This is a genomic window from Marinobacter salexigens (assembly GCF_018860765.1).
Taxonomy (GTDB): domain Bacteria; phylum Pseudomonadota; class Gammaproteobacteria; order Pseudomonadales; family Oleiphilaceae; genus Marinobacter; species Marinobacter salexigens_A.
This window is the reverse complement of record NZ_JAHKPV010000001.1, coordinates 120,146-138,224: the sequence shown is the minus strand read 5'-3', so window position 1 is coordinate 138,224 and position 18,079 is coordinate 120,146. Positions and strand designations below refer to the sequence as shown.

The window sequence follows — 18,079 nt, the reverse complement described above, 5'->3', positions numbered from 1 at the left end:
ATATCCCGTGAAGGTCACCCCTTTTATTTTAGCTTTCTGGCTGCTTCTAACCTGCCAGCCTGCGGCACAGGCAGACCCGCCCCAGACATCACCTGCGCCGGTATTGGGCAATGAAGACCTGAGCTGGGTCGGCGAACAGGAAATACTCCGAATTGGTGTGCGCGCCGAGCAAGTGCCTCTCGTTTTCGACACCGGCAACGGCGACCTTGCAGGGACCTATATTGACTACCTTGCCCGCCTCTCCAGCAAGCTCGGCCTACCAATTGAGCCAGTAGTAGCGAGCACCGGCGATAATGCCGAACCACAGCTTGCGCAGCCCAACATCGATGCTTTGCTAACTACAAGAATTCCGGGAACACCTGTGCCGAATGGCATCCGGTTCACCAGCCCATTAATGACACTTACCTATGGCCTGTTTGTCAGTGCAGGCGATGCCGCAATCCGTTCATTGGCAGACCTTGAGAATGGTCGCATAGCGGTTGTAGAGGGCGACCCCAACCAGTATGACATGCTTGATTCTGTCGAGAGTTTTACACCAGTGCCGGTACAGAGCCTTGGTGAAGCCGTTAGCCGTGTGTTGTCGGGTCAAGCCGATGCCTTTCTCGGGCCGGTGCCAGTGGTGTCGGATTACCTACAATCAGCCATGATAAACGGCATTGGTCTCTCGTTGCTGCTTGATCAGAAATCTGTCGATGTGGTGTTTCAGGTGGATGAAAGCAATGGCTCTTTGTTCCGAGTGCTGGATCAGACTGTAGGGGCCATCACCCACAACGAGCACCGGGTTATTCGGCAGTCTTGGCTACAGGTGGATCTTTCTGCGTTGGAGCAGAGCGGGGTTGAACTGTCAGCTTCTGATGTTGATTGGCTTAAACGCCACCCTGAACTTTCAGTCGCTTATCGCTCCGACTGGCCACCGTTCGAGTACGCACAGGACGGCCGCCCCACGGGCCTTGTGCCGGATCTGGTTGCGCGCCTTGAGAGCCAGTTGGGTGTCAGGTTTGAAAGGAAAATACTGGAAGACCGGGTGACCGCAGAGCAGGCGCTGGTTTCCGGAGACGTGGATATTCTGCCTGGCTTGTCCCGCACACCGCGAACCCAAGAGTCGTTTCTCTTTACTCGAGCCTATGTGAACGTGCCAATTGCTTTGGCTATCCGGGATGACGGGCGCTTTATCGGAGATTTGCGGGAACTGAGGAGTGAGCGCGTGGGTGTGGTAAACCGCCATGCGGCACACGACTATCTGTTGATTAACCATCCAAATCTGGACCTTTATCCTGTGGCAACGGTTGAGGATGGGCTGTTAGCGCTGTCTAATGGCGACCTTGATGTCATGGTGACCCATATTCCGGCAGTCAGCTATACCGTAGCCAGGCTTGGTCTTTCCAATCTTCGAATTACCAGCATTACACCCTACCAATATGACCTGCGGCTAGCGGTCTCTAAAGACAGCCCAGAACTGCATCGCATTCTTAACAAGGCTCTGGGCAGCCTGAAGCCTACCGACACAGAGGCCATCTACAATCGGTGGATTCACCTCGATATTGAACAGGAAGCAGACTACACCGTGGTGCGGCGAGTTGTTCTGATCGCCATTGTGGTGGTGCTGATCTTTCTTTACTGGAACCGCAAACTGTCGCGGGAGGTGGACGAGCGAATTCGTTCTGAAAACGCTTTGCGCCGGAGCGAAGATGAATTGAGGGCCGCTAAACTGGAGGCGGAGCGCTTAGCCCGGGAGGCAGAAGCTGCAAGCCGCACCAAGAGTGAGTTTCTCGCCAACATGTCCCACGAGATCCGAACACCCATGAATGCGGTCATCGGCTACAGTGATTTGCTCAGCAACAGTGTGACTGACCCCCAACAGCGTAACTACTTGGACGCCATCCGGGCCGGGAGCCGCAGCCTACTGATGTTGATCAACGATATTCTTGATCTCTCCCGAATTGAAGCTGGCAAAATGCGACTGGACTATTCGCCGGTATCCGTGCGTAGACTGCTGGATGATGTTCGGCATATTTTTGATCTGCGTGCACGGGAACAAGGCATCACTCTGGAAGTAAGCGTTGGCTCCAACATGCCGGTGGCAATGATGCTGGATGAAACCCGTTTTCGGCAGGTATTGTTCAACCTCGTGGGTAACGCTATTAAGTTCACCCACGAAGGCGGCGTGTCGGTGCGGGCAACCGTCGAACCGGTTGAAGATGAATCCGGGGAAGCGCCAGAACACCAAAATTACCAGCTCACGGTCAAAGTAAATGACTCAGGTATCGGGATCTCTCCCGACCAACGTGACCGTATTTTTGACGCTTTCGAGCAACAGGAAGGGCAGAACACTCGCCGTTATGGTGGTACAGGGCTAGGCCTCGCCATCAGTCGTAAGCTGGCCCGGATGATGGGGGGCGAATTGGAAGTAGAAAGTGAGCCGAATAGCGGATCTGTTTTTACGCTTACGTTGCCCAACGTTCAATCGACCGGTGAGCAGGCTGAAGATGAAGGTGAAACCAAGGAATCCGAACGCTTGTTGGCACAGACACTGAGTATTCAAGAGCGCGGCTGGTTGCGAGAGCAGCTGACGGCAGATTTTGGTGACGAGTGGGAGGCTGTGCGGGAAAGTGGTGATCCGGAAGAAATGAGAGATTTTGCCCGCCGCGTGTTGGCGTGGGGGGAGCGTTATCGCTCTCGGTCAGTAACGCGTTTTGGTGAGAAGTTGCTGGTGGACGTTGAGGCGTTCAATCTCGATTCGGTTAACAGCGCGCTGGATATGTTTCCTAAATTGTTGGGCCGTGAAGAATGAGTTGAACTGGCGCTTCCATAATTCAGAGCTGGCACAAACGCCTAAAGGCAATCAAACTGGGAGCGGCGGTCAAAGGCCACAGAAACCATATCGTAGCCGGAGTCAGACAGGTTGCGGATCAGTTCGCGGTCTTTTAACAAAGCCATACAGACTTTGTGAACGCTGGCTTGAAGCTGTTCCGATGCCTGCTGGTTGGCCGTAAGGCGGAAGTCGACGATGAGATACTTGCGGTCTACGGCAGAGGTCACGGGAATATCTTCACGCTCAACACTCTCGTAGCCAATGTAGGTTGCCTGATCCTTCGGGAACACCTGGCTCATCACGATATCCAGATTCTCCGCGTGGGCAGTTTGAGTAGCAAGTACAGCTGCAAATGTTACGGTGTGGGCCAGGCTCTTGATGTTCATGTAGGCTTGCTCCCCGAATAAAGTTCCGGATGCTTGTAACGGATTGTAATTTTTCGTTACGGGGATTATTGCAAAAACTGTCGCTTATTGCGTGGTATTAGGTCCGTTTTTTTCAATTGTTTGCAGTTTGCATGCATTAGGGGTTTTGACTCGATTGCAAAGGGCTCCCATGAAAGTCGCCTATCAACTATTATGAAACCAAAACTGACGGCAGGAGACTTGCCCATGTTTCAGCTCGTATTCAAGGGCGAGTGCGCCCCTGACACAGATATGACCACCGCGCGAAACAATGCCCGCGCCTTGTTCAAGGCCAGTGTTGAACAGATAGAGCGCATGTTCAGCGGCAGTCCGGTGGTGATCCGCAACAAGCTTGATGAAGAACAGGCCGAAAAATATCGACTGGTGCTGAACAAGCACGGCATGGTTGCCTATGTTCAGCCAATGCCGGGCAGCCAGCCGCCGGAAAAGCCGGCGCCTGCCCCCGAGCCCACTGGCACCGCACCCAGTGCCGTAAAAACGGCCTCCCAACCTGCAAGTTCGCAGCCTAGCTCCAACACCCCGAGTGTTGAACCGGGTGATCGCTTGCCGGTAGCGGGAGAAAAAGTCGATGAGATTCTTGCCAGGTCGGCGCTTGGGCTCGACCCGGTAGGTGTGACTCTGGTGGAACCTGAGGAAGCGGAGCCGCCCATGTTTCAACATCTTGACGACTGGACACTGGCTCCTGCCGGCAGCGATATCGGCGTCGAGCGGGACTTGCCACCACCCATGGTACCGGATGTGTCGCACCTTTCATTGGCAGATGACGAGTCAAAGAAATAATGAGCGCGGAGTGCACAGGATTTGTTAGGTTTTGAAGTGGCTCTCGTTAGTATTACTCACCTATTTGATTTTAGCGGCCCCAGAAACACTCGCGACAGCTGCTAGCGACACATCTGGCGATGATCGCCCTCGGGTTGGTCTCGTGCTTAGCGGTGGTGGTGCAAAAGGCATGGCCCATGTAGGCGTGCTTCGCGTGCTGGAAGAAATGAATATCCCGGTGGATTTGGTGGTGGGTACCAGTGCTGGTTCGGCGGTGGGTGCACTCTATGCCTCGGGTATGTCGGTCGCGGAAATTGAGCAGCGCTTTATTGATTTGGACTGGTTATCGAGCTTTCGGGATGACCCCGGCCGGGCATACAAGCCTGTCCGCCGGAAACAAGTAGAGTGGCGCTTTCCCGTTACGCCGGGCCTTGGCGTTAGTCTGGACGGTTTACATCTGGGCGCAGGTATCATCGCCGGACAAAACCTTGGCTTTATCCTCAACGGGCTTACCCATAATGTTGCTCTGGTCGAGGACTTTGACCGTTTGCCTATACCCTTCCGAGCGGTGGCAACCGATTTGGAAACCGGTGATATAGTGGTGCTTAGTAAGGGTAATCTTGCTACCGCGGTGCGGGCAAGTATGAGCATTCCCGGCGTTTACGCCCCGGTCAACCTTGAGGGCCGCTTGCTGGTAGACGGCGGCATCGCGAATAATTTACCCGTGAGTGTCGCCCGTGAAATGGGCGCAGACATTATCATTGCCGTTGATATTACCGATGCCTTGGTAAGCTCGGATGAGCTGCAAGAAGCTTTTTCGGTGTTTCGCCAACTCACCACCATCATGACCCGACGCAATACCGACCAGCAGCTCGATTTGCTTGGCGAGAAAGATGTCCTCATCCGTCCGGATTTAAAAGACTACGGCTCAGCAGACTTCTATGATGCGCCAGCGTTGTTTGAGCTGGGAGCCGCCGGAGCCCGGGAGCATGCAGTGGAACTACGCCCACTGACTGTACCAAGTGAGGTGTGGCAGGCATACAGGTCGCGATTGGCTTCTGCAAACCTTGGTGCAGAGGGTGTGGTTGCAAGTATTGACGTTGAATATGGCCGTCGCCTGAGTGGGGCCTTTCTTAGAGAGCGTATACGCCAGGAAACCGGCGAGCCTTTAAATGTAGAAGTCTTGGAAGCGGATCTCAAACGGATCTACGGGCTTGGCTATTATGAAACCGTGTCCTACACCCAGTCCCCGTCAGCTGACGGAACACAGTTAGTTATCAAAGCGCAGGAAAAAAGCTGGGGGCCTAACTATTTGTCTTTCGGGCTCAACTACGAGGATAACTTCGATGGTGATACCCGCTTCAATCTTACCTCTTCCCTGCGTGTGACTGAATTGAATGCTCTGGGGGGAGAGTGGCAAACGGGCTTGCAGCTTGGTACCGAGCCGCGTATTCGCACCCAGTGGTATCAACCGCTTGATTATGGTTATGAGCGTTTTATGGTGGCTGGAGCCGAATACTCTCGGGACACCATCAGTGTTTACGACCCTGAAGGCGCGCGTGTTGCTGAGCTTGATGTTACCTTCCGGCATTTTGATCTTGGTTTGGGGATGGAACTGGGTGGTAACGCTGAAACACGCTTAACCTACACTCGCGGATACGCCACGGTGGATAAACAGGTTGGCGTAGCAGTAGCGCCCAGAGAAGCGGTGCATCAGGGCGGCGTTAGCCTGCAGTTGGTGCACGATTCTCTGGATGATGCGTTCTTTCCCCGTAGTGGTGCTTTTGCCGGAGTTCGGGGTCGTGCGGAGCGCGAAGATTTAGGGTCAGACCGACACTTTGATGCTGTAACAGCTATGGCTTTGGGCACAGGTAGTTGGAGAAAGTTTACCCTGACGGGGCTGCTCTATGCCCATACGGTGACCCGGGGCGATCCAGGTATTGAAAACAGAATACGGCTTGGGGGCTTTCGGCGGCTATCCGCGTATGCGCCCGGACAGATCACGGGCGACAGTGCGGGGATGGCATCTGTTTACGCCCGCCAAGTGTTTGGAGGGCCTATTACGCCTTGGTTCGCAGGCATGGGGTTAGAGGCTGGTAATGCTTGGGAATCACTGAGTGATGCAGGATGGCACAGTTCAGTAAAGTCCTGGAGTGCCTTTGCCGGAGTGGACACCTTCTTGGGCCCAGTACAGCTAGCAACTGCCTACAACAATGAGGACAAGTGGACGGCTTATCTAAATATCGGTTTCTCGTTTACCCAGCTGTTTTATTAAGGCGTTTCAGCAAGCGAACTGAGCGCTGTTGTAGCTTCACAAACCTGCTGACACTGCTGAATGGCGTAGTGGTGGAGTATCGAAGCCAGCCTTTCTTCATCCCTGTCTCGAAGTGCGCTGATGGATTCGCGCATGTGTGCAAGATTGTCTTCCAACACTCGCTTGCCACCGCGCTTAAAAGCGACGAAGGCGCAGCGTCTGGCCGAGGGCCATAGGTCTTCAATTGCTGCGGTAATAAAATAATTATTGGCGTAGGCGAGGGAGGCCTTAGTGTATTCAACACCTAGTGCAAAAAACTCCATCAGATTATTATTATGGAAGTGATCTTCCATCTGCTCATAAAGCCGCTCCATCCGGTCCAAGTCCTCTGGTTGCCACTGTCGGGCCAGTTTTCGCCCAGTGTGGGACAGGTACAGCTCCAGCGTTTCGTAGAGGCTGCGCACAAAAAAGTCGTCCAGTTCTGTAACGAAGGCGCCTTTTCGCGGCACGTTCTTCACTAAATGACGCTTTTCGAGTAACAATAAACCTTCCCGAATGGAGCCGTTGCTAACTTCCAGCTGCTTTGCCATTGTGCCTTCGTAAATACGTTCACCTGACCCGAACTGGCCGAAAACGATTTGATTCTCGATGTGGCGGGCTACTTGTTCGGTGAGTGTTACTTTGGGTTCGAAGGCCTTCATGGGCGAGGTTCACTAGGCTTGATTGAGAGAATGTAGAGAGAATAGTCGCATATTCAACCATTATGGAGCCAGTGTCTGAGAAGCTAAAAGCCCGACTATAACAAAGGAGCAAGCAGGCGAACTGCGCGACATGTCAGGCGGAACATGATGGAGCGATCCTGATAGTCTTCTTCCGTCATTCTGCGGCAGTGGGCTAGGTCTTTTGTGAGCATGGCGTCCACTTCGGTCACAAAAGTTGTCGAGGTGTTGATGGCGATAATCTCGAAGTTTAGGCGCATGGAGCGGTTGTCCAAATTCGCGGTGCCGACAGCGGCATAGTGGTCATCAACCAAGATGACTTTCTGATGCATAAAGCCAGGTTGATACCGATAAATACCAATGCCCGCCTGACTGGCTTGGACTAGATAGGAATAGGCTGCAAGGCCAACGAACAGATTGTCTGACTTTTCGGGAATCATGATTCGCACGTCCACTCCCCGAAGCGCGGCTAATTGCAGAGCATTCACAATCTGCACGTCTGGAACAAAATACGGCGACGCAATCCAAATGCGGGATTGAGCGTTGTTGATGCAGCTCAGAAAAAATAAAGTGCAGGTTTCCCAAGTGTCCGCCGGGCCTGTGGGTAGTACCAAAACCTGCTCGTCGCCCGGCATCTTCTCCTTCGGCGACCAATCTAGATTGGGGAACTCGTTACTGGCCCAGTTCCAGTCCTCCAGCCAAGCCAGTTGCAACCCGATCACCGCAGGGCCTTCTATGCGGCAATGGGTATCTCGCCAAGGCTCTTGGTCCATAACGGTGCCCAGATACTCATTGCCCAGATTAATGCCCCCAACAAAACCGATCTTGCCATCGCAGACCAACAGTTTCCGGTGATTGCGGAAATTGATCTGAAAGCGGCGCCGCCGGATGTTGCCGTCGCCAAATGAAGCAACCTTGGCACCGGCTTTTGCGAGCTCTTTCAAGTAGGCGCGTGGCAGACCGAAACTGCCCACGTCATCATACAAAAACCATACCTGCACGCCTTCCGAGAGCTTTTTCTCAAGTGTGGTTTTGATACGTTGACCAATTTTGTCTGAACGGACGATATAAAACTCAAGAAGGATATAAGACGTTGCGTTTTCCATCGCTTTAATCAGGGCGTCGAACGTGGCCTCGCCATCTTTTAACAGATCACATCGGTTACCCTCTGTGAAGGGCTGGCGGCCGAGCTTACAAAGCACTTGCAGCGGCCTATCAAGGTGTTGTTGTTGTAGCATGGATAGGGAGGTGGTCTGCCGCTCAAACCGGTTAAGCAAGGCCGTTAGAGCTTGGTCCCCCATTCGCCGCGCCTTTACATAGCCACCAAAGCGCGAACGGCCGAAGACAAGGAACATAGGTACGGCCAAATACGGCAGGCCAAGCAAGCCGATAATCCAAGCGATAGCGCCTTGGGTTGTGCGATAGGTCAGAAGAATGCGATAGATACAGGCCACCGAGCCCAAATAAAGTAGGCTGATCGCTATGGCCACTAGTGAGGTGTCAGGCATTATTCATCCGCTTCCCGATTAAGATGCTGTGCTCGATACTGGGCAGGAGCCGTGCCGGTCCAGCGCTTGAAAGCCCGACTGAACGCGCTCAATTCGGAGAATCCCAAAAGAAAGGCGATTTCCCCCAGAGCGTAGCGATCAGACGCAACATAGCGCAGGGCTTTGTCTTTACGTACGTGTTCCACAAGCCCGTGAAAGCTCAGGCCCTCTTTTTTGAGCCTTCGGTACAGGGTTTGACGGCTCATGTGGCATTGTCGGGCAAGAGTGTCCGCATCGATCTTGTCGGTCGACATTTGGCGCGATATCAGCCGGCGGATCTTGCGGCCGAATGAGCGCCGGGTTTGCAGGCGAGCCAGCAGGCCGTTGACCTGCTTCAAAACCGCTGAATACACATAAGGGTTGCGATGCGGAATCGGATGGCTCATGTGGCGGCTGTCGAATGCAAGACGTGTTGCGGCGGCCCCGAAGGCCACCGGCCCTCCTAGCAGCTTTTCATACTTATCGGCATAGTCCGGGCGCGCATGGGCAACTTCTACCCATTCAGCGTGTATCCCCGGATAGATAAAGTGCCGGGTTCTACACAAAGCGGCAGCCAAAGTGCGGTCCATATCCTGACGGCAGTAGTGCTCCAGAGAGTCCGCCTGCCAGGTCAAAATAGCTTGATCACCTGTTTGCTCGAAGCTCAGGGTGACCGATTCGTTGATCAGCCGGTGCAAGCGCACGTACTGGGTTACGGCTTCGCCAAGCGTGTCGCAATTGAAAAAAACGTGACCGACCAGCCCCATACGGTCTGGATCAATAACCTGACCCGCGTTCAGGCCTATCGCCGGGTCGCCGGTCACTTTTTCGGCGTGATCCCAAAGCTCGTAGTGGGCATGGGCAGGTACGCGCAGGTCGGGGTCCTCAAGTGCCGAAATGCCTACGCCAGTGAGCTGTTCAACCCGCCGCCTGTCCAGAACACCCTGACGCTTCAGGTAGTGCACCAGTGCAAGAGTGCTCGATGCTGCAATGAGAGGTGCTGTTGTGTTGTCCGTAGGTGCAGATGTCACGTTAGCTGGCCCATTAACGAGTTGTCATGGATGCTGATACAAAATGTCAAACGAGTGGGACAGTCTGTCAACGGTTTCTGTTTTGTACAACGATAGCATTTAACCCACAGGTTGAAGTAATGGAAAACGCACCAGGAGGTGTTTGATGAGCAACGAAATTTTTGTACCCCAAACCGAGCTTGAGCGTAAAAACGTAATGGCATTGGCAGAATATCTAGGCGATATCTACTACTGCTAAAAGCCGCAGTGAAGAAGACTATGACCAATTTAGCCGGGCAATGCCCGGTTTTTTTTGGGCCGTAAAAAGTGGTCGTTTACTGTCCTCCCCTTGCTCGTTTGACTGGCAGTGTTAATGTATCGGCATCGTTAATAACATGAATCCTGACGGAGACGGCCCGCGCATGAGTGAAATGCTGAATCACAGAATTACCGGAGAAGGTGCCCCACTGATCCTGCTGCACGGTTTGTTTGGTGCCCAAGAAAATTTGGGCGCTATCGCCCGGCAGTTCCATACTCAATGGCAGGTGCACGCCTTGGATCTGCGTAATCATGGTAGCTCTTTCCACGCGGATGCTATGGATTACCCAAGCATGGCGGGAGATGTGCTTGAGTATATGGACAAACAGGGACTCGACAAGGCCTGCCTGCTGGGGCACTCAATGGGCGGCAAGGTTGCGATGCAGGTCGCATTGCAAGCTCCAGAGCGGGTTGAAAAGCTTATTGTTGCCGATATCTCCCCGGTGACCTACAACGCGCACCACGACGCTATTCTAGAGGGCATGATGCAAGTTGATCTCGCTAGTGTTCGTTCCCGTCGTGATGCCGATAAGCAGCTGGCAGAGTTTGTGGAGACGCCTGGTGTTCGGCAATTCTTGCTCATGAACCTCGAACGGATTCCGAACGAAACCCAATCAAAGGATGGCCCGGTGTACCGTTGGCGTTTGAACTTGAAAGCCATTGATGACTGCTATGCCAACCTGGCCGCCGCACCGGTTGCGGATGCGCCGTACAATGGCCCGGTGCTGTTCTTGAAAGGGGCTGACTCAGCTTACATCCAAGAAAAACACAAGGCAGAGATCAACCGATTGTTCCCGAAAGCCCAGATTCAAGTTATTGAGGGTACTGGACATTGGCTGCATGCCGAAGAAACGGATACCTTCGTTGCTCTGTGTCAGCAGTTTCTCACCGGGCAAAATGCCGAATAAGTACTCAAAATAACAAGCAAGCGGGTTGAGCGTATGAAGTGGTTGACGGGCGGATTTCTGGTTTTGTTTATTGTGTTAGGCGGTTTTTTTATGGCGCCATCCCCTATTGATGCCAGCGCCTGGCTGCCACCGAGCCCGAAAGCCATGACGGGGTTGTTGGCTCCGAACGAGCAATTGCGCCAAGCAGAACTGCTTGCAAAAGGGCAGGTGTATGGGCCGGAAGACACAACGGTTAACTCCGATGGTGTGGTTTTTGCGGGCACCCAAGATGGGTACATTGTGCGGGTATACCCGGACGGCCGGGTTGAAAACTGGCTGTCCACCGGAGGTCGCCCTCTAGGCATGATGTTTGACCAGAGTGGCAACCTTATTGTTGCCGACGCCTGGAAAGGGCTGATATCAATTACCCCGGAAGGCGAAACGACGGTACTGGCCAGTGAGGCAGAGGGCGTTCCTTTCCGGTTTACCGACGATCTTGATATTGCCGCTGATGGCCGGATCTATTTCAGTGATGCCAGCTCACGTTTCTACCAACCGGATTACCAGCTCGATTTGCTGGAAATGCGGCCCCACGGCCGCCTCTTGCGCTATTCTCCAAAAACAGGTGAAACCGAGGTTTTGCTCAGCGGCCTGCATTTTGCCAACGGCGTTGCAGTGGCACCTAGCGGCGATTATGTGCTGGTTAATGAAACCTGGAAATACCGCATTCAGCGCTATTGGATAAACGGACCGAAAGCTGGGCAAGCGGAAATTTTCGTGGATAACCTGCCGGGCTTTCCCGACAATTTGGCGGTGGATAAAAAAGGCCGGTACTGGGTGGCCTTTCCCACGCTTCGTAATGCAAGTATTGATACCTTGCACCCAAAACCCTGGCTCAAAGAGTTGGTCGCTAAATTACCTAAGAGCTTCCAGCCTGCGCCACAAGAGTACGGTTTAGCCATAGCGTTTGATAGCGACGGAGCGGTAATCACCAGTCTGCACGACACGCAGGGAGAGCATTTGCAGGAAATTACCTCGGTTAACCCGCACGGTGGGCACCTGTACTTTGGCTCTTTGCACAATGATCGTATCGGGCGGATAGCCTTGCAGGCTATCTCGGGCCTTGAGGAGCAAAAATGACCGAACAACAACCAATACAGTGGGATCTACCTGGCCCTTTTACCCTTGAAATTTTGGTGGTTGAAGAAGATACCGATGAGCTGGGGCATGCCAACAACGTTGTGTATGTGCGCTGGCTGGAAGACATCAGTTGGGCGCACGTCAAGAGCTTGGGCATGACTTGGGAGCTGAATGAAGCCACAGGCAAAGCCTTCGCGATCACCCGTACAGAGATTGATTATCTTGCGGCTGCAAACCCCGGGGATCGGCTGGTGATGGGTACCTGGCTTACCGGTTTTGACGGTCGCTTCCGTTCAGCCAGACAATTCCAGCTGGTGCGCCCTAAAGATGGAAAAACTCTAGTTAGGGCGGTATCAACCCACGCCTGTGTGGACTTGAAAACCCAGCGGCCCTCCCGCGCACCAAAAGAATTTGCCGATATCATGAAGGCGGCTTGTGTGCCCGGAGGAAAAGGTCTGTAAGTCACTATTACAGGCGCTTTCTGGTAACCTGAAGAAAGAATAGAAGCCCCAACACCAAACAGTTGCTAATCAGCGTCCCTTCTCGGAGATACCCATGGATACGCCCATTGACCGGAACTCGGAATTGTCTATGAAAAAAGTGGTCTATAACCAGTTTGGTGAACGCGATGTTTTGGAAGTTGCGAGCTCGGACATTCCTTCACCACAAGAAGGCGAGGTACTGATTCGTGTTCACGGTGCTGGGCTCAACCCGATTGACTGGAAAACCCGCAACGGCTTCGGGTTTGTGGCGCAGCAGATTGAAAACGCCTTGCCATGGACGCCAGGCTACGATGTGGCTGGAGAGGTGGTTGCCATTGGAGACGGCGTAACCACTTTGGTGCCGGGAGACCGGGTGATGGGATTGGTTGGTTTTCCGCTGAATGGCGGGGGCTATGCAGAGTATGCGCTGACAGCTGCAGACGAGTTGGCCGTAGTTCCCGAGGAACTTGATTTGGTAACTGCGGGCGCTTTACCGCTGGCGGCACTCACAGCTTGGCAGGCCTTGTTTGAAGTAGCCGAGCTTGAAGCTGGCCAGAAAATCCTTGTGCATGCTGGTGCTGGCGGGGTTGGCCACCTTGCTGTGCAGTTTGCTCTGGCGCGGGGGGCCCATGTTATTGCAACGGCCTCTGCCGGTAACCGCGACTTCCTTGCCGAGCTAGGGGTTCATGAGGTCATTGATTACAACACCACAGATTTTGCGGAAGAGTGTTTTGGGCTGGATGTGGTGCTGGACTTGGTCGGCGGTGATACGGGTAAACGTTCACTGCGCACCTTGGGAGACAGCGGCATGCTGGTAACCATTCCTACGGTTACTGCCGATGAGGTGGTCAGTGCTGCCGAAACACAGGGTTTAAGGGCTCACGGTATGACAGTTCGCCCGGATGTCTTCCATCTTGAAGAAATTGCGGAGCTGATTGAAGATGGCGATGTGAAGGTACACATTGAGAAAGCGTTTACGCTGGATCAGGTGGCACAAGCCCACGAACTGCTCGAAGGTGGGCATGTGCGGGGTAAGCTGGTTCTGGATTGCAGCTAGCCCTCAGTTTTTAGCTTCTTGGTGAGGAGCTTTCGGGAGAGGGACCTTTGCCGGTGGCTGAGGTTTCTTTCCCCATGGCCGAAGGCTCTGCCCCCTCTCCATTACTTTCCTTGTTTTTTCGCTCTTTACGGTTTTGGGGTGGCACTAGGCTGATCAGTATCCAGTCGTCATCCGGTTTCAGGTTGTCCATACTGTGGACTGGGTTGATTCGGCTCTTGCTGTCAAACACAAACAGCACTATAGCTTGGCCTTGGTATGTCTCCAAAAAGTCATTGTAGCCATATTCTTCGCTGAGCTGGGTGGTTTTTATTGAATACCCCTGGCTGGCCAAGCTGGCAAGTTTGGCATAGCTTACGCCGTCAAAAACGCCTCGGGTCATCTGTATTTTTCCGGCCGTTTGGTGCCGTGCTTTTTGATCTTGATCGCCTTCCGAAAGGCTAAATACACTGGTGTCGCCGAACCAATCCAAAAAGTGGTAAGTCGCCAGCGAGTTCATGTGTTTGTAAGGGGAGATAACCAGCAGGTTACCAATCCCTGTCAGGTCAAGGTGGGTTGAAGCGTGCTCGGAAACCGGATTGCCAAAGTACACTTTCAAGTTGTCCATTCGTGCCTGGCGCACGTTTTCCCAGTTGGTGTCCGTTAAGGCAACGGGTACTTCATGCTTTTTGAGTGCTTGCGCAATCATGCGGGCAACGGGATTCGCACCCAAAATCAGGAAGCCATACTCCGCCGGTTCGGTGACTTTTAATAATCGGGCAATAGGCCGTGCGGTTAGGCTTTGCAGGGTCACTGTCGCAATAATGAGTACGAACACCATGGGCACAAGGGCAGAAGCACTTTCGTAACCCAGATTTTGGAGCTGGAATGCGAAAAGTGCGGAAACCGCCGCAGCAACAATGCCTCTGGGGGCAATCCAGCTTAAAAACACTTTCTCCCGCCAGTTTAGGTCTGTGCCTATGGCGGAAAGAAATACGCTTAGCGGCCGGGCGACCAGCATCAAAACCACCAGCACCACTGCTAAGCCCCAGCCCAAATCAGCAATAGCGGCGAATTCCACTCGTGCCGCCAGAATAATAAACAGCGCTGAAATCAGCAGTACGCTTAGGGATTCCTTGAATTCAAGAATGCTGTCGACAGATACCTGTTTCATGTTGGCCATCCAAATGCCCATAACCGTTACGGTAAGCAGGCCGGATTCGTGAGCCATTTCATTGGACAGGGCATAAACACCTAGCATGAAGGTGAGTGTGGCGGCGTTGTGCAGGTACTGCGGCATAAGGTGTTTGCGTAGCACCAAACCGTTCAAATAGCCGGCTACAGCGCCAGTAACAAAGCCGATCAGTAGGGTTTTGCCAAAAATATATAGAGAATGGCCGAAAACATTGCCTTGCCCCCAAGACACAATGCCCTCAAACACCAAAACGGCCAGCAAGGCGCCTACCGGGTCTATAATGATGCCTTCCCAGCGCAGAATGTTGGCCAGTTTTGCGCTTGGGCGCACAGAACGCAGCAAGGGTGCGATAACTGTGGGGCCCGTGACTATGGAGATAGCACCGAAGAGTAGAGCCACTGCCCAAGAGATATCCAGAACCCAGTGTGCCGCCAATGTGCCGATAATGCCGGTAACAACGGAGCCGGCGGGTATCAGATTGCGGGCCATTTTGCCGTGTCCACGAATCTCGTCAAAGCGCAGAGTTAGGCTACCTTCAAACAGAATGACCGCAACGGCCAAAGACACCAGCGGGAACAGCAAGTCGCCGAAGACCTCGTCTGGTTTCAGAAACCCCAGTACTGGGCCCACCAAAATGCCGCCTGCCAATAGAAATAGAATCGCGGGCACACGCATGCGCCAAGCAAGCCACTGAAACGACAGTGAGAGGACACCAATGCTGGCGAGAATCAGGACTGTGCTGGCTGGCATAAACGTTTAATACTCGTGTGGTTATCGGTTGGTGCGTTTTGCAATGCGATTTAACAGCCGAGAGGCTGCGAACAGTCCAAAGCTGGCCGTTACCGGGCAGGCGGCGCCAAAGCCTGATGCGCAATCAAGCCGCGAGGGGCCAGCGGTTGCGGGCTTTTGCAGGCAAACTTCGCCATCTTCGGCAGGGTACGTGAGCTGCTCTGTTGAGTATACGGCCTCAACGCCGAAGCGTCGCTTGGGATTGCGTGAGAAACCGTGCTCTCTGCGCAGAAGGTTGCGAACCTTGGCTAACAAAGGGTCTTGGGTGGTTTTGCTGAGATCCGCTACCAGAATCTTGGTGGGGTCCATTTGGCCGCCCGCACCTCCAGCACAAACGATGGGGATCTTTGCCCGTTGGCAGTGGGCAATCAGGGCCGCTTTTGGTTTTACGCTGTCGATGGCATCAACCACGGCTGTTATATCCGGTGTGACCAGCTCCGTGAGATTTTTCAGCGTGAGAAAACCGAAATGAGTCCGGATATCTGCATGGGGATTTATGGCTCTGAGTCGATCTGCCATGGCATCGGTTTTGGTGCGTCCGTATTGGCCTTCGATAGCATGCAGCTGGCGGTTGGTGTTGGACACGCAAATATCATCCATATCAATCAGCGTAATGGTGCCAATGCCGCTCCGCGCCAGCGCTTCCGCTGCCCATGAACCAACGCCACCCAGACCGATGACAGCAATATGGGAATCGCGAAAAGCATGCAGGGCGCGGCGCCCGTACAGCCGTTCTATGCCGCCAAAGCGGAAGGCATAATCGTCGGCGTTCATGGAATCTCCGTTTGGATCCGGACACAAGACCGGAGAAAATCAAAGGCGCGATTATACCCCAGTGCCGGATCAGACAGAAAATGCCTGTAAAAAGCCACGCAGAGCGCAGCTTTAAAGGTGTTGCTCGGGTACGAGCTGCGATGTTGCGGAGCCGCACCCGGTTTCATGACCATTTCTGTTAAGGCTCAGGCAGCCCAGTGGTCATCTCCCATATCCATCATACTGTCCTTTCCGCTGACGATGTCGCTCAGTAGCCAATGAATTTCCGGTAGCAGCTTTTCAAAATAGAAGCGGGCAGACACGAGCTTGCTTTCCAGCAGAGGCTTGTTGCCTTCTCCGGTTGCCAGCCACATGGTCGCTTTCTCTAGCGCACCCATGGCGCCCTTTAGTTCTTCTCGATGAGGCGCTTCCGGGTTGCCTTTCAGGTAGCCGGAGAGCACTCTAAAGAGAGTGCGCACAAGCTGTCCGCCTTTTAGGCTCAGTTTTCTGCCTACCAGATCCATTGCTTGAATGCCGTTTGTGCCTTCGTAGATGCGGGCGATACGACCGTCACGAACCAGCTGTTCCAGTGGCCAGTCGGTGGTGAAGCCGGAGCCACCAAGTACTTGCAGGCCGGTGTTGGCATTGTTGGCGCCTTCATCGGTCAGGAATGCTTTGACCACGGGCGTGAGTAGCTGCACCAAATCATCAGCCGATGCACGTGCGGATTCGTCCGGATGGGCAACCGAGAGGTCCAGTTGATGCCCGGTGAACAATGCGAGCGCGCGCATGCCTTCGTTCAGAACCTTCTGGCGCATCAACATGCGGCGTACATCCGGGTGTACAATGATGGGATCGGCGGGGCCGTTCGGGTTCTTCGGCCCGCTTAAGGAGCGGCTTTGTAGGCGCTCCTTGGCAAACGCAAGGCTCTCCTGATAGGCCATCTCGGCAAGGCCAAGACCTTGCATTCCAACCATCAAGCGGGCTTCGTTCATCATGGTGAACATGGAACGCATACCGTCGTTGGCCTCACCTACCAGCCAGCCTTTAGCACCTTCGAAGTTCATAACGCAGGTGGCAGAACCTTTGATACCCATTTTGTGCTCTAAGCCGCCGCAGAACGCGGGGTTGCGCTCACCGGATTCCGAAAGAAACTTGGGAACGATAAACAGGGAAATACCTTTTGTGGTGTTTGGCGCGCCGGGTAATTTGGCCAATACCAGATGCACAATGTTGTCGGTCAGGTCGTGTTCACCGCCAGTAATCCAGATTTTTGTGCCTTCAATGGCGTAGCTGCCGTCGTCATTTGGCGTGGCGCGGGTGCGAATCATGCCCAAATCTGTACCACACTGGGGTTCAGTGAGGCACATGGTGCCGGTCCATTCACCGGAAACCAGTTTTTCCAAATACGTTTGTTTGAGCTCATTGGAACCGTGGGCATGTAGTGCGCTGATTGCACCGTGGGTCAGTCCCGGGTACATGCCAAGCGACAGGTTGGTGGAGCACACCATTTCATCCACGACAAACTTCAAAGTATGGGGTAGACCTTGCCCGCCGAATTCCAAGGGCGCGTCCAACGCTGTCCAGCCACCTTCAACAAACTTCTTGTAAGCCTCTTTGAAGCCCTCCGGCGTTTTCACTTCGTGAGTGTCCGGATTGTAGTGACAGCCCTCACGGTCGCCATTTTGGTTGGTTGGCTGAATGACTTCCGCCGCCAGTTTTCCCGCTTCATCTATCACTGCAGAAATAAGATCCGGTGTGGCATCGGCGGCATGTTTGGCCCGCGATGCGGAATCGGACGAGATATCAGACGAGACAACGATAGTAATCGGGCTTTGTCGCGACCCATTGACAGCACCTGAGTCTCTGCGCAGTCACAGTCAGTTATAGAAAGGCTAACGCCGAAGGATAGCGGCTGTATCGTGCGATGGGTTGGGGCATCGCTGCCTTAGTAACAGGCAGCAATCGGCAAGCAAA

General features: G+C 53.7%; 14 protein-coding genes. 7 read left to right on the top strand and 7 right to left on the bottom strand.

The window, feature by feature from the left end:
• The first annotated feature begins 7 nt into the window (after positions 1-7).
• Positions 8-2,791, top strand: coding sequence for an ATP-binding protein (locus KO508_RS00640; protein ID WP_216006428.1), 2,784 nt, complete (start codon positions 8-10; stop codon positions 2,789-2,791).
• A 41-nt stretch (positions 2,792-2,832) separates the two neighbouring features.
• Here the strand turns inward: KO508_RS00640 and KO508_RS00635 are convergent, their stop codons facing one another.
• A complete protein-coding gene (locus KO508_RS00635) occupies positions 2,833-3,198 on the bottom strand; it encodes a hypothetical protein (protein WP_216006427.1) in 366 nt (121 codons plus the stop codon).
• A 225-nt stretch (positions 3,199-3,423) separates the two neighbouring features.
• Between KO508_RS00635 and KO508_RS00630 the strand changes: the two genes are divergently transcribed.
• The gene (locus tag KO508_RS00630; RefSeq protein ID WP_216006426.1) at positions 3,424-4,017 is read left to right on the top strand and encodes a hypothetical protein; all 594 of its coding nucleotides are present in this window, start codon (positions 3,424-3,426) and stop codon (positions 4,015-4,017) included.
• Positions 4,018-4,186: 169 nt separating this feature from the next.
• Entirely contained in the window at positions 4,187-6,271 is a 2,085-nt protein-coding gene (locus KO508_RS00625; protein ID WP_436836608.1) for a patatin-like phospholipase family protein, read from the top strand.
• On the opposite strand, the gene KO508_RS00620 is transcribed toward KO508_RS00625, so the two are convergent.
• From KO508_RS00620 to KO508_RS00610, 3 genes are all read right to left on the bottom strand, one after another.
• Positions 6,268-6,951, bottom strand: coding sequence for a GntR family transcriptional regulator (locus KO508_RS00620; protein WP_216006424.1), 684 nt, complete (start codon positions 6,949-6,951; stop codon positions 6,268-6,270). The genes KO508_RS00625 and KO508_RS00620 overlap by 4 nt on opposite strands.
• Positions 6,952-7,046: 95 nt before the next feature.
• Positions 7,047-8,477, bottom strand: coding sequence for a cardiolipin synthase (gene cls, locus KO508_RS00615; RefSeq protein ID WP_216006423.1), 1,431 nt, complete (start codon positions 8,475-8,477; stop codon positions 7,047-7,049).
• Positions 8,477-9,526, bottom strand: coding sequence for an AraC family transcriptional regulator (locus KO508_RS00610; protein WP_216006422.1), 1,050 nt, complete (start codon positions 9,524-9,526; stop codon positions 8,477-8,479). The genes cls and KO508_RS00610 overlap by 1 nt, the downstream gene beginning before the upstream one ends.
• Positions 9,527-9,927: 401 nt before the next feature.
• Here KO508_RS00610 and KO508_RS00605 point away from each other — a divergent pair, with 401 nt between their 5' ends.
• The 4 genes from KO508_RS00605 to KO508_RS00590 all read left to right on the top strand — a co-directional run bounded on the left by KO508_RS00605 (position 9,928) and on the right by KO508_RS00590 (position 13,389).
• Complete coding sequence (locus KO508_RS00605; protein ID WP_216006421.1) at positions 9,928-10,731, top strand: alpha/beta fold hydrolase; 804 nt, start codon at positions 9,928-9,930, stop codon at positions 10,729-10,731.
• A gap of 33 nt (positions 10,732-10,764) precedes the next feature.
• Positions 10,765-11,850 carry an SMP-30/gluconolactonase/LRE family protein gene (locus tag KO508_RS00600; protein ID WP_216006420.1) on the top strand — a complete coding sequence of 362 codons (1,086 nt, stop codon included), beginning with the start codon at positions 10,765-10,767 and terminating at the stop codon, positions 11,848-11,850.
• Entirely contained in the window at positions 11,847-12,311 is a 465-nt protein-coding gene (locus tag KO508_RS00595) for an acyl-CoA thioesterase (RefSeq protein WP_216006419.1), read from the top strand. Before KO508_RS00600 ends, KO508_RS00595 begins: the two co-directional genes overlap by 4 nt.
• A gap of 94 nt (positions 12,312-12,405) precedes the next feature.
• Positions 12,406-13,389, top strand: coding sequence for an NADP-dependent oxidoreductase (locus KO508_RS00590; RefSeq protein WP_216006418.1), 984 nt, complete (start codon positions 12,406-12,408; stop codon positions 13,387-13,389).
• 10 nt (positions 13,390-13,399) lie between these two features.
• Here KO508_RS00590 and KO508_RS00585 read toward each other — a convergent pair whose 3' ends face one another.
• The 3 genes from KO508_RS00585 to KO508_RS00575 all read right to left on the bottom strand — a co-directional run bounded on the left by KO508_RS00585 (position 13,400) and on the right by KO508_RS00575 (position 17,931).
• The gene (locus KO508_RS00585; protein WP_216006417.1) at positions 13,400-15,310 is read right to left on the bottom strand and encodes a cation:proton antiporter; all 1,911 of its coding nucleotides are present in this window, start codon (positions 15,308-15,310) and stop codon (positions 13,400-13,402) included.
• Positions 15,311-15,331: 21 nt separating this feature from the next.
• A complete protein-coding gene (tcdA, locus tag KO508_RS00580) occupies positions 15,332-16,123 on the bottom strand; it encodes a tRNA cyclic N6-threonylcarbamoyladenosine(37) synthase TcdA (protein ID WP_216006416.1) in 792 nt (263 codons plus the stop codon).
• Positions 16,124-16,308: 185 nt separating this feature from the next.
• Positions 16,309-17,931 carry an acyl-CoA dehydrogenase gene (locus tag KO508_RS00575; RefSeq protein ID WP_216007271.1) on the bottom strand — a complete coding sequence of 541 codons (1,623 nt, stop codon included), beginning with the start codon at positions 17,929-17,931 and terminating at the stop codon, positions 16,309-16,311.
• Positions 17,932-18,079 lie beyond the last annotated feature (148 nt).

Bases quoted from the DNA above. Each gene is read 5' to 3' on its own strand.
- KO508_RS00605 (WP_216006421.1), top strand. From the start codon at position 9,928: ATGAGTGAAATGCTGAATCACAGAATTACCGGAGAAGGTGCCCCACTG.
- KO508_RS00595 (WP_216006419.1), top strand. From the start codon at position 11,847: ATGACCGAACAACAACCAATACAGTGGGATCTACCTGGCCCTTTTACC.
- KO508_RS00625 (WP_436836608.1), top strand. From the start codon at position 4,187: ATGGCCCATGTAGGCGTGCTTCGCGTGCTGGAAGAAATGAATATCCCG.
- cls (WP_216006423.1), bottom strand. From the start codon at position 8,477: ATGCCTGACACCTCACTAGTGGCCATAGCGATCAGCCTACTTTATTTG.
- KO508_RS00620 (WP_216006424.1), bottom strand. From the start codon at position 6,951: ATGAAGGCCTTCGAACCCAAAGTAACACTCACCGAACAAGTAGCCCGC.
- KO508_RS00630 (WP_216006426.1), top strand. From the start codon at position 3,424: ATGTTTCAGCTCGTATTCAAGGGCGAGTGCGCCCCTGACACAGATATG.
- KO508_RS00590 (WP_216006418.1), top strand. From the start codon at position 12,406: ATGGATACGCCCATTGACCGGAACTCGGAATTGTCTATGAAAAAAGTG.
- KO508_RS00585 (WP_216006417.1), bottom strand. From the start codon at position 15,310: ATGCCAGCCAGCACAGTCCTGATTCTCGCCAGCATTGGTGTCCTCTCA.
- KO508_RS00635 (WP_216006427.1), bottom strand. From the start codon at position 3,198: ATGAACATCAAGAGCCTGGCCCACACCGTAACATTTGCAGCTGTACTT.
- KO508_RS00600 (WP_216006420.1), top strand. From the start codon at position 10,765: ATGAAGTGGTTGACGGGCGGATTTCTGGTTTTGTTTATTGTGTTAGGC.
- tcdA (WP_216006416.1), bottom strand. From the start codon at position 16,123: ATGAACGCCGACGATTATGCCTTCCGCTTTGGCGGCATAGAACGGCTG.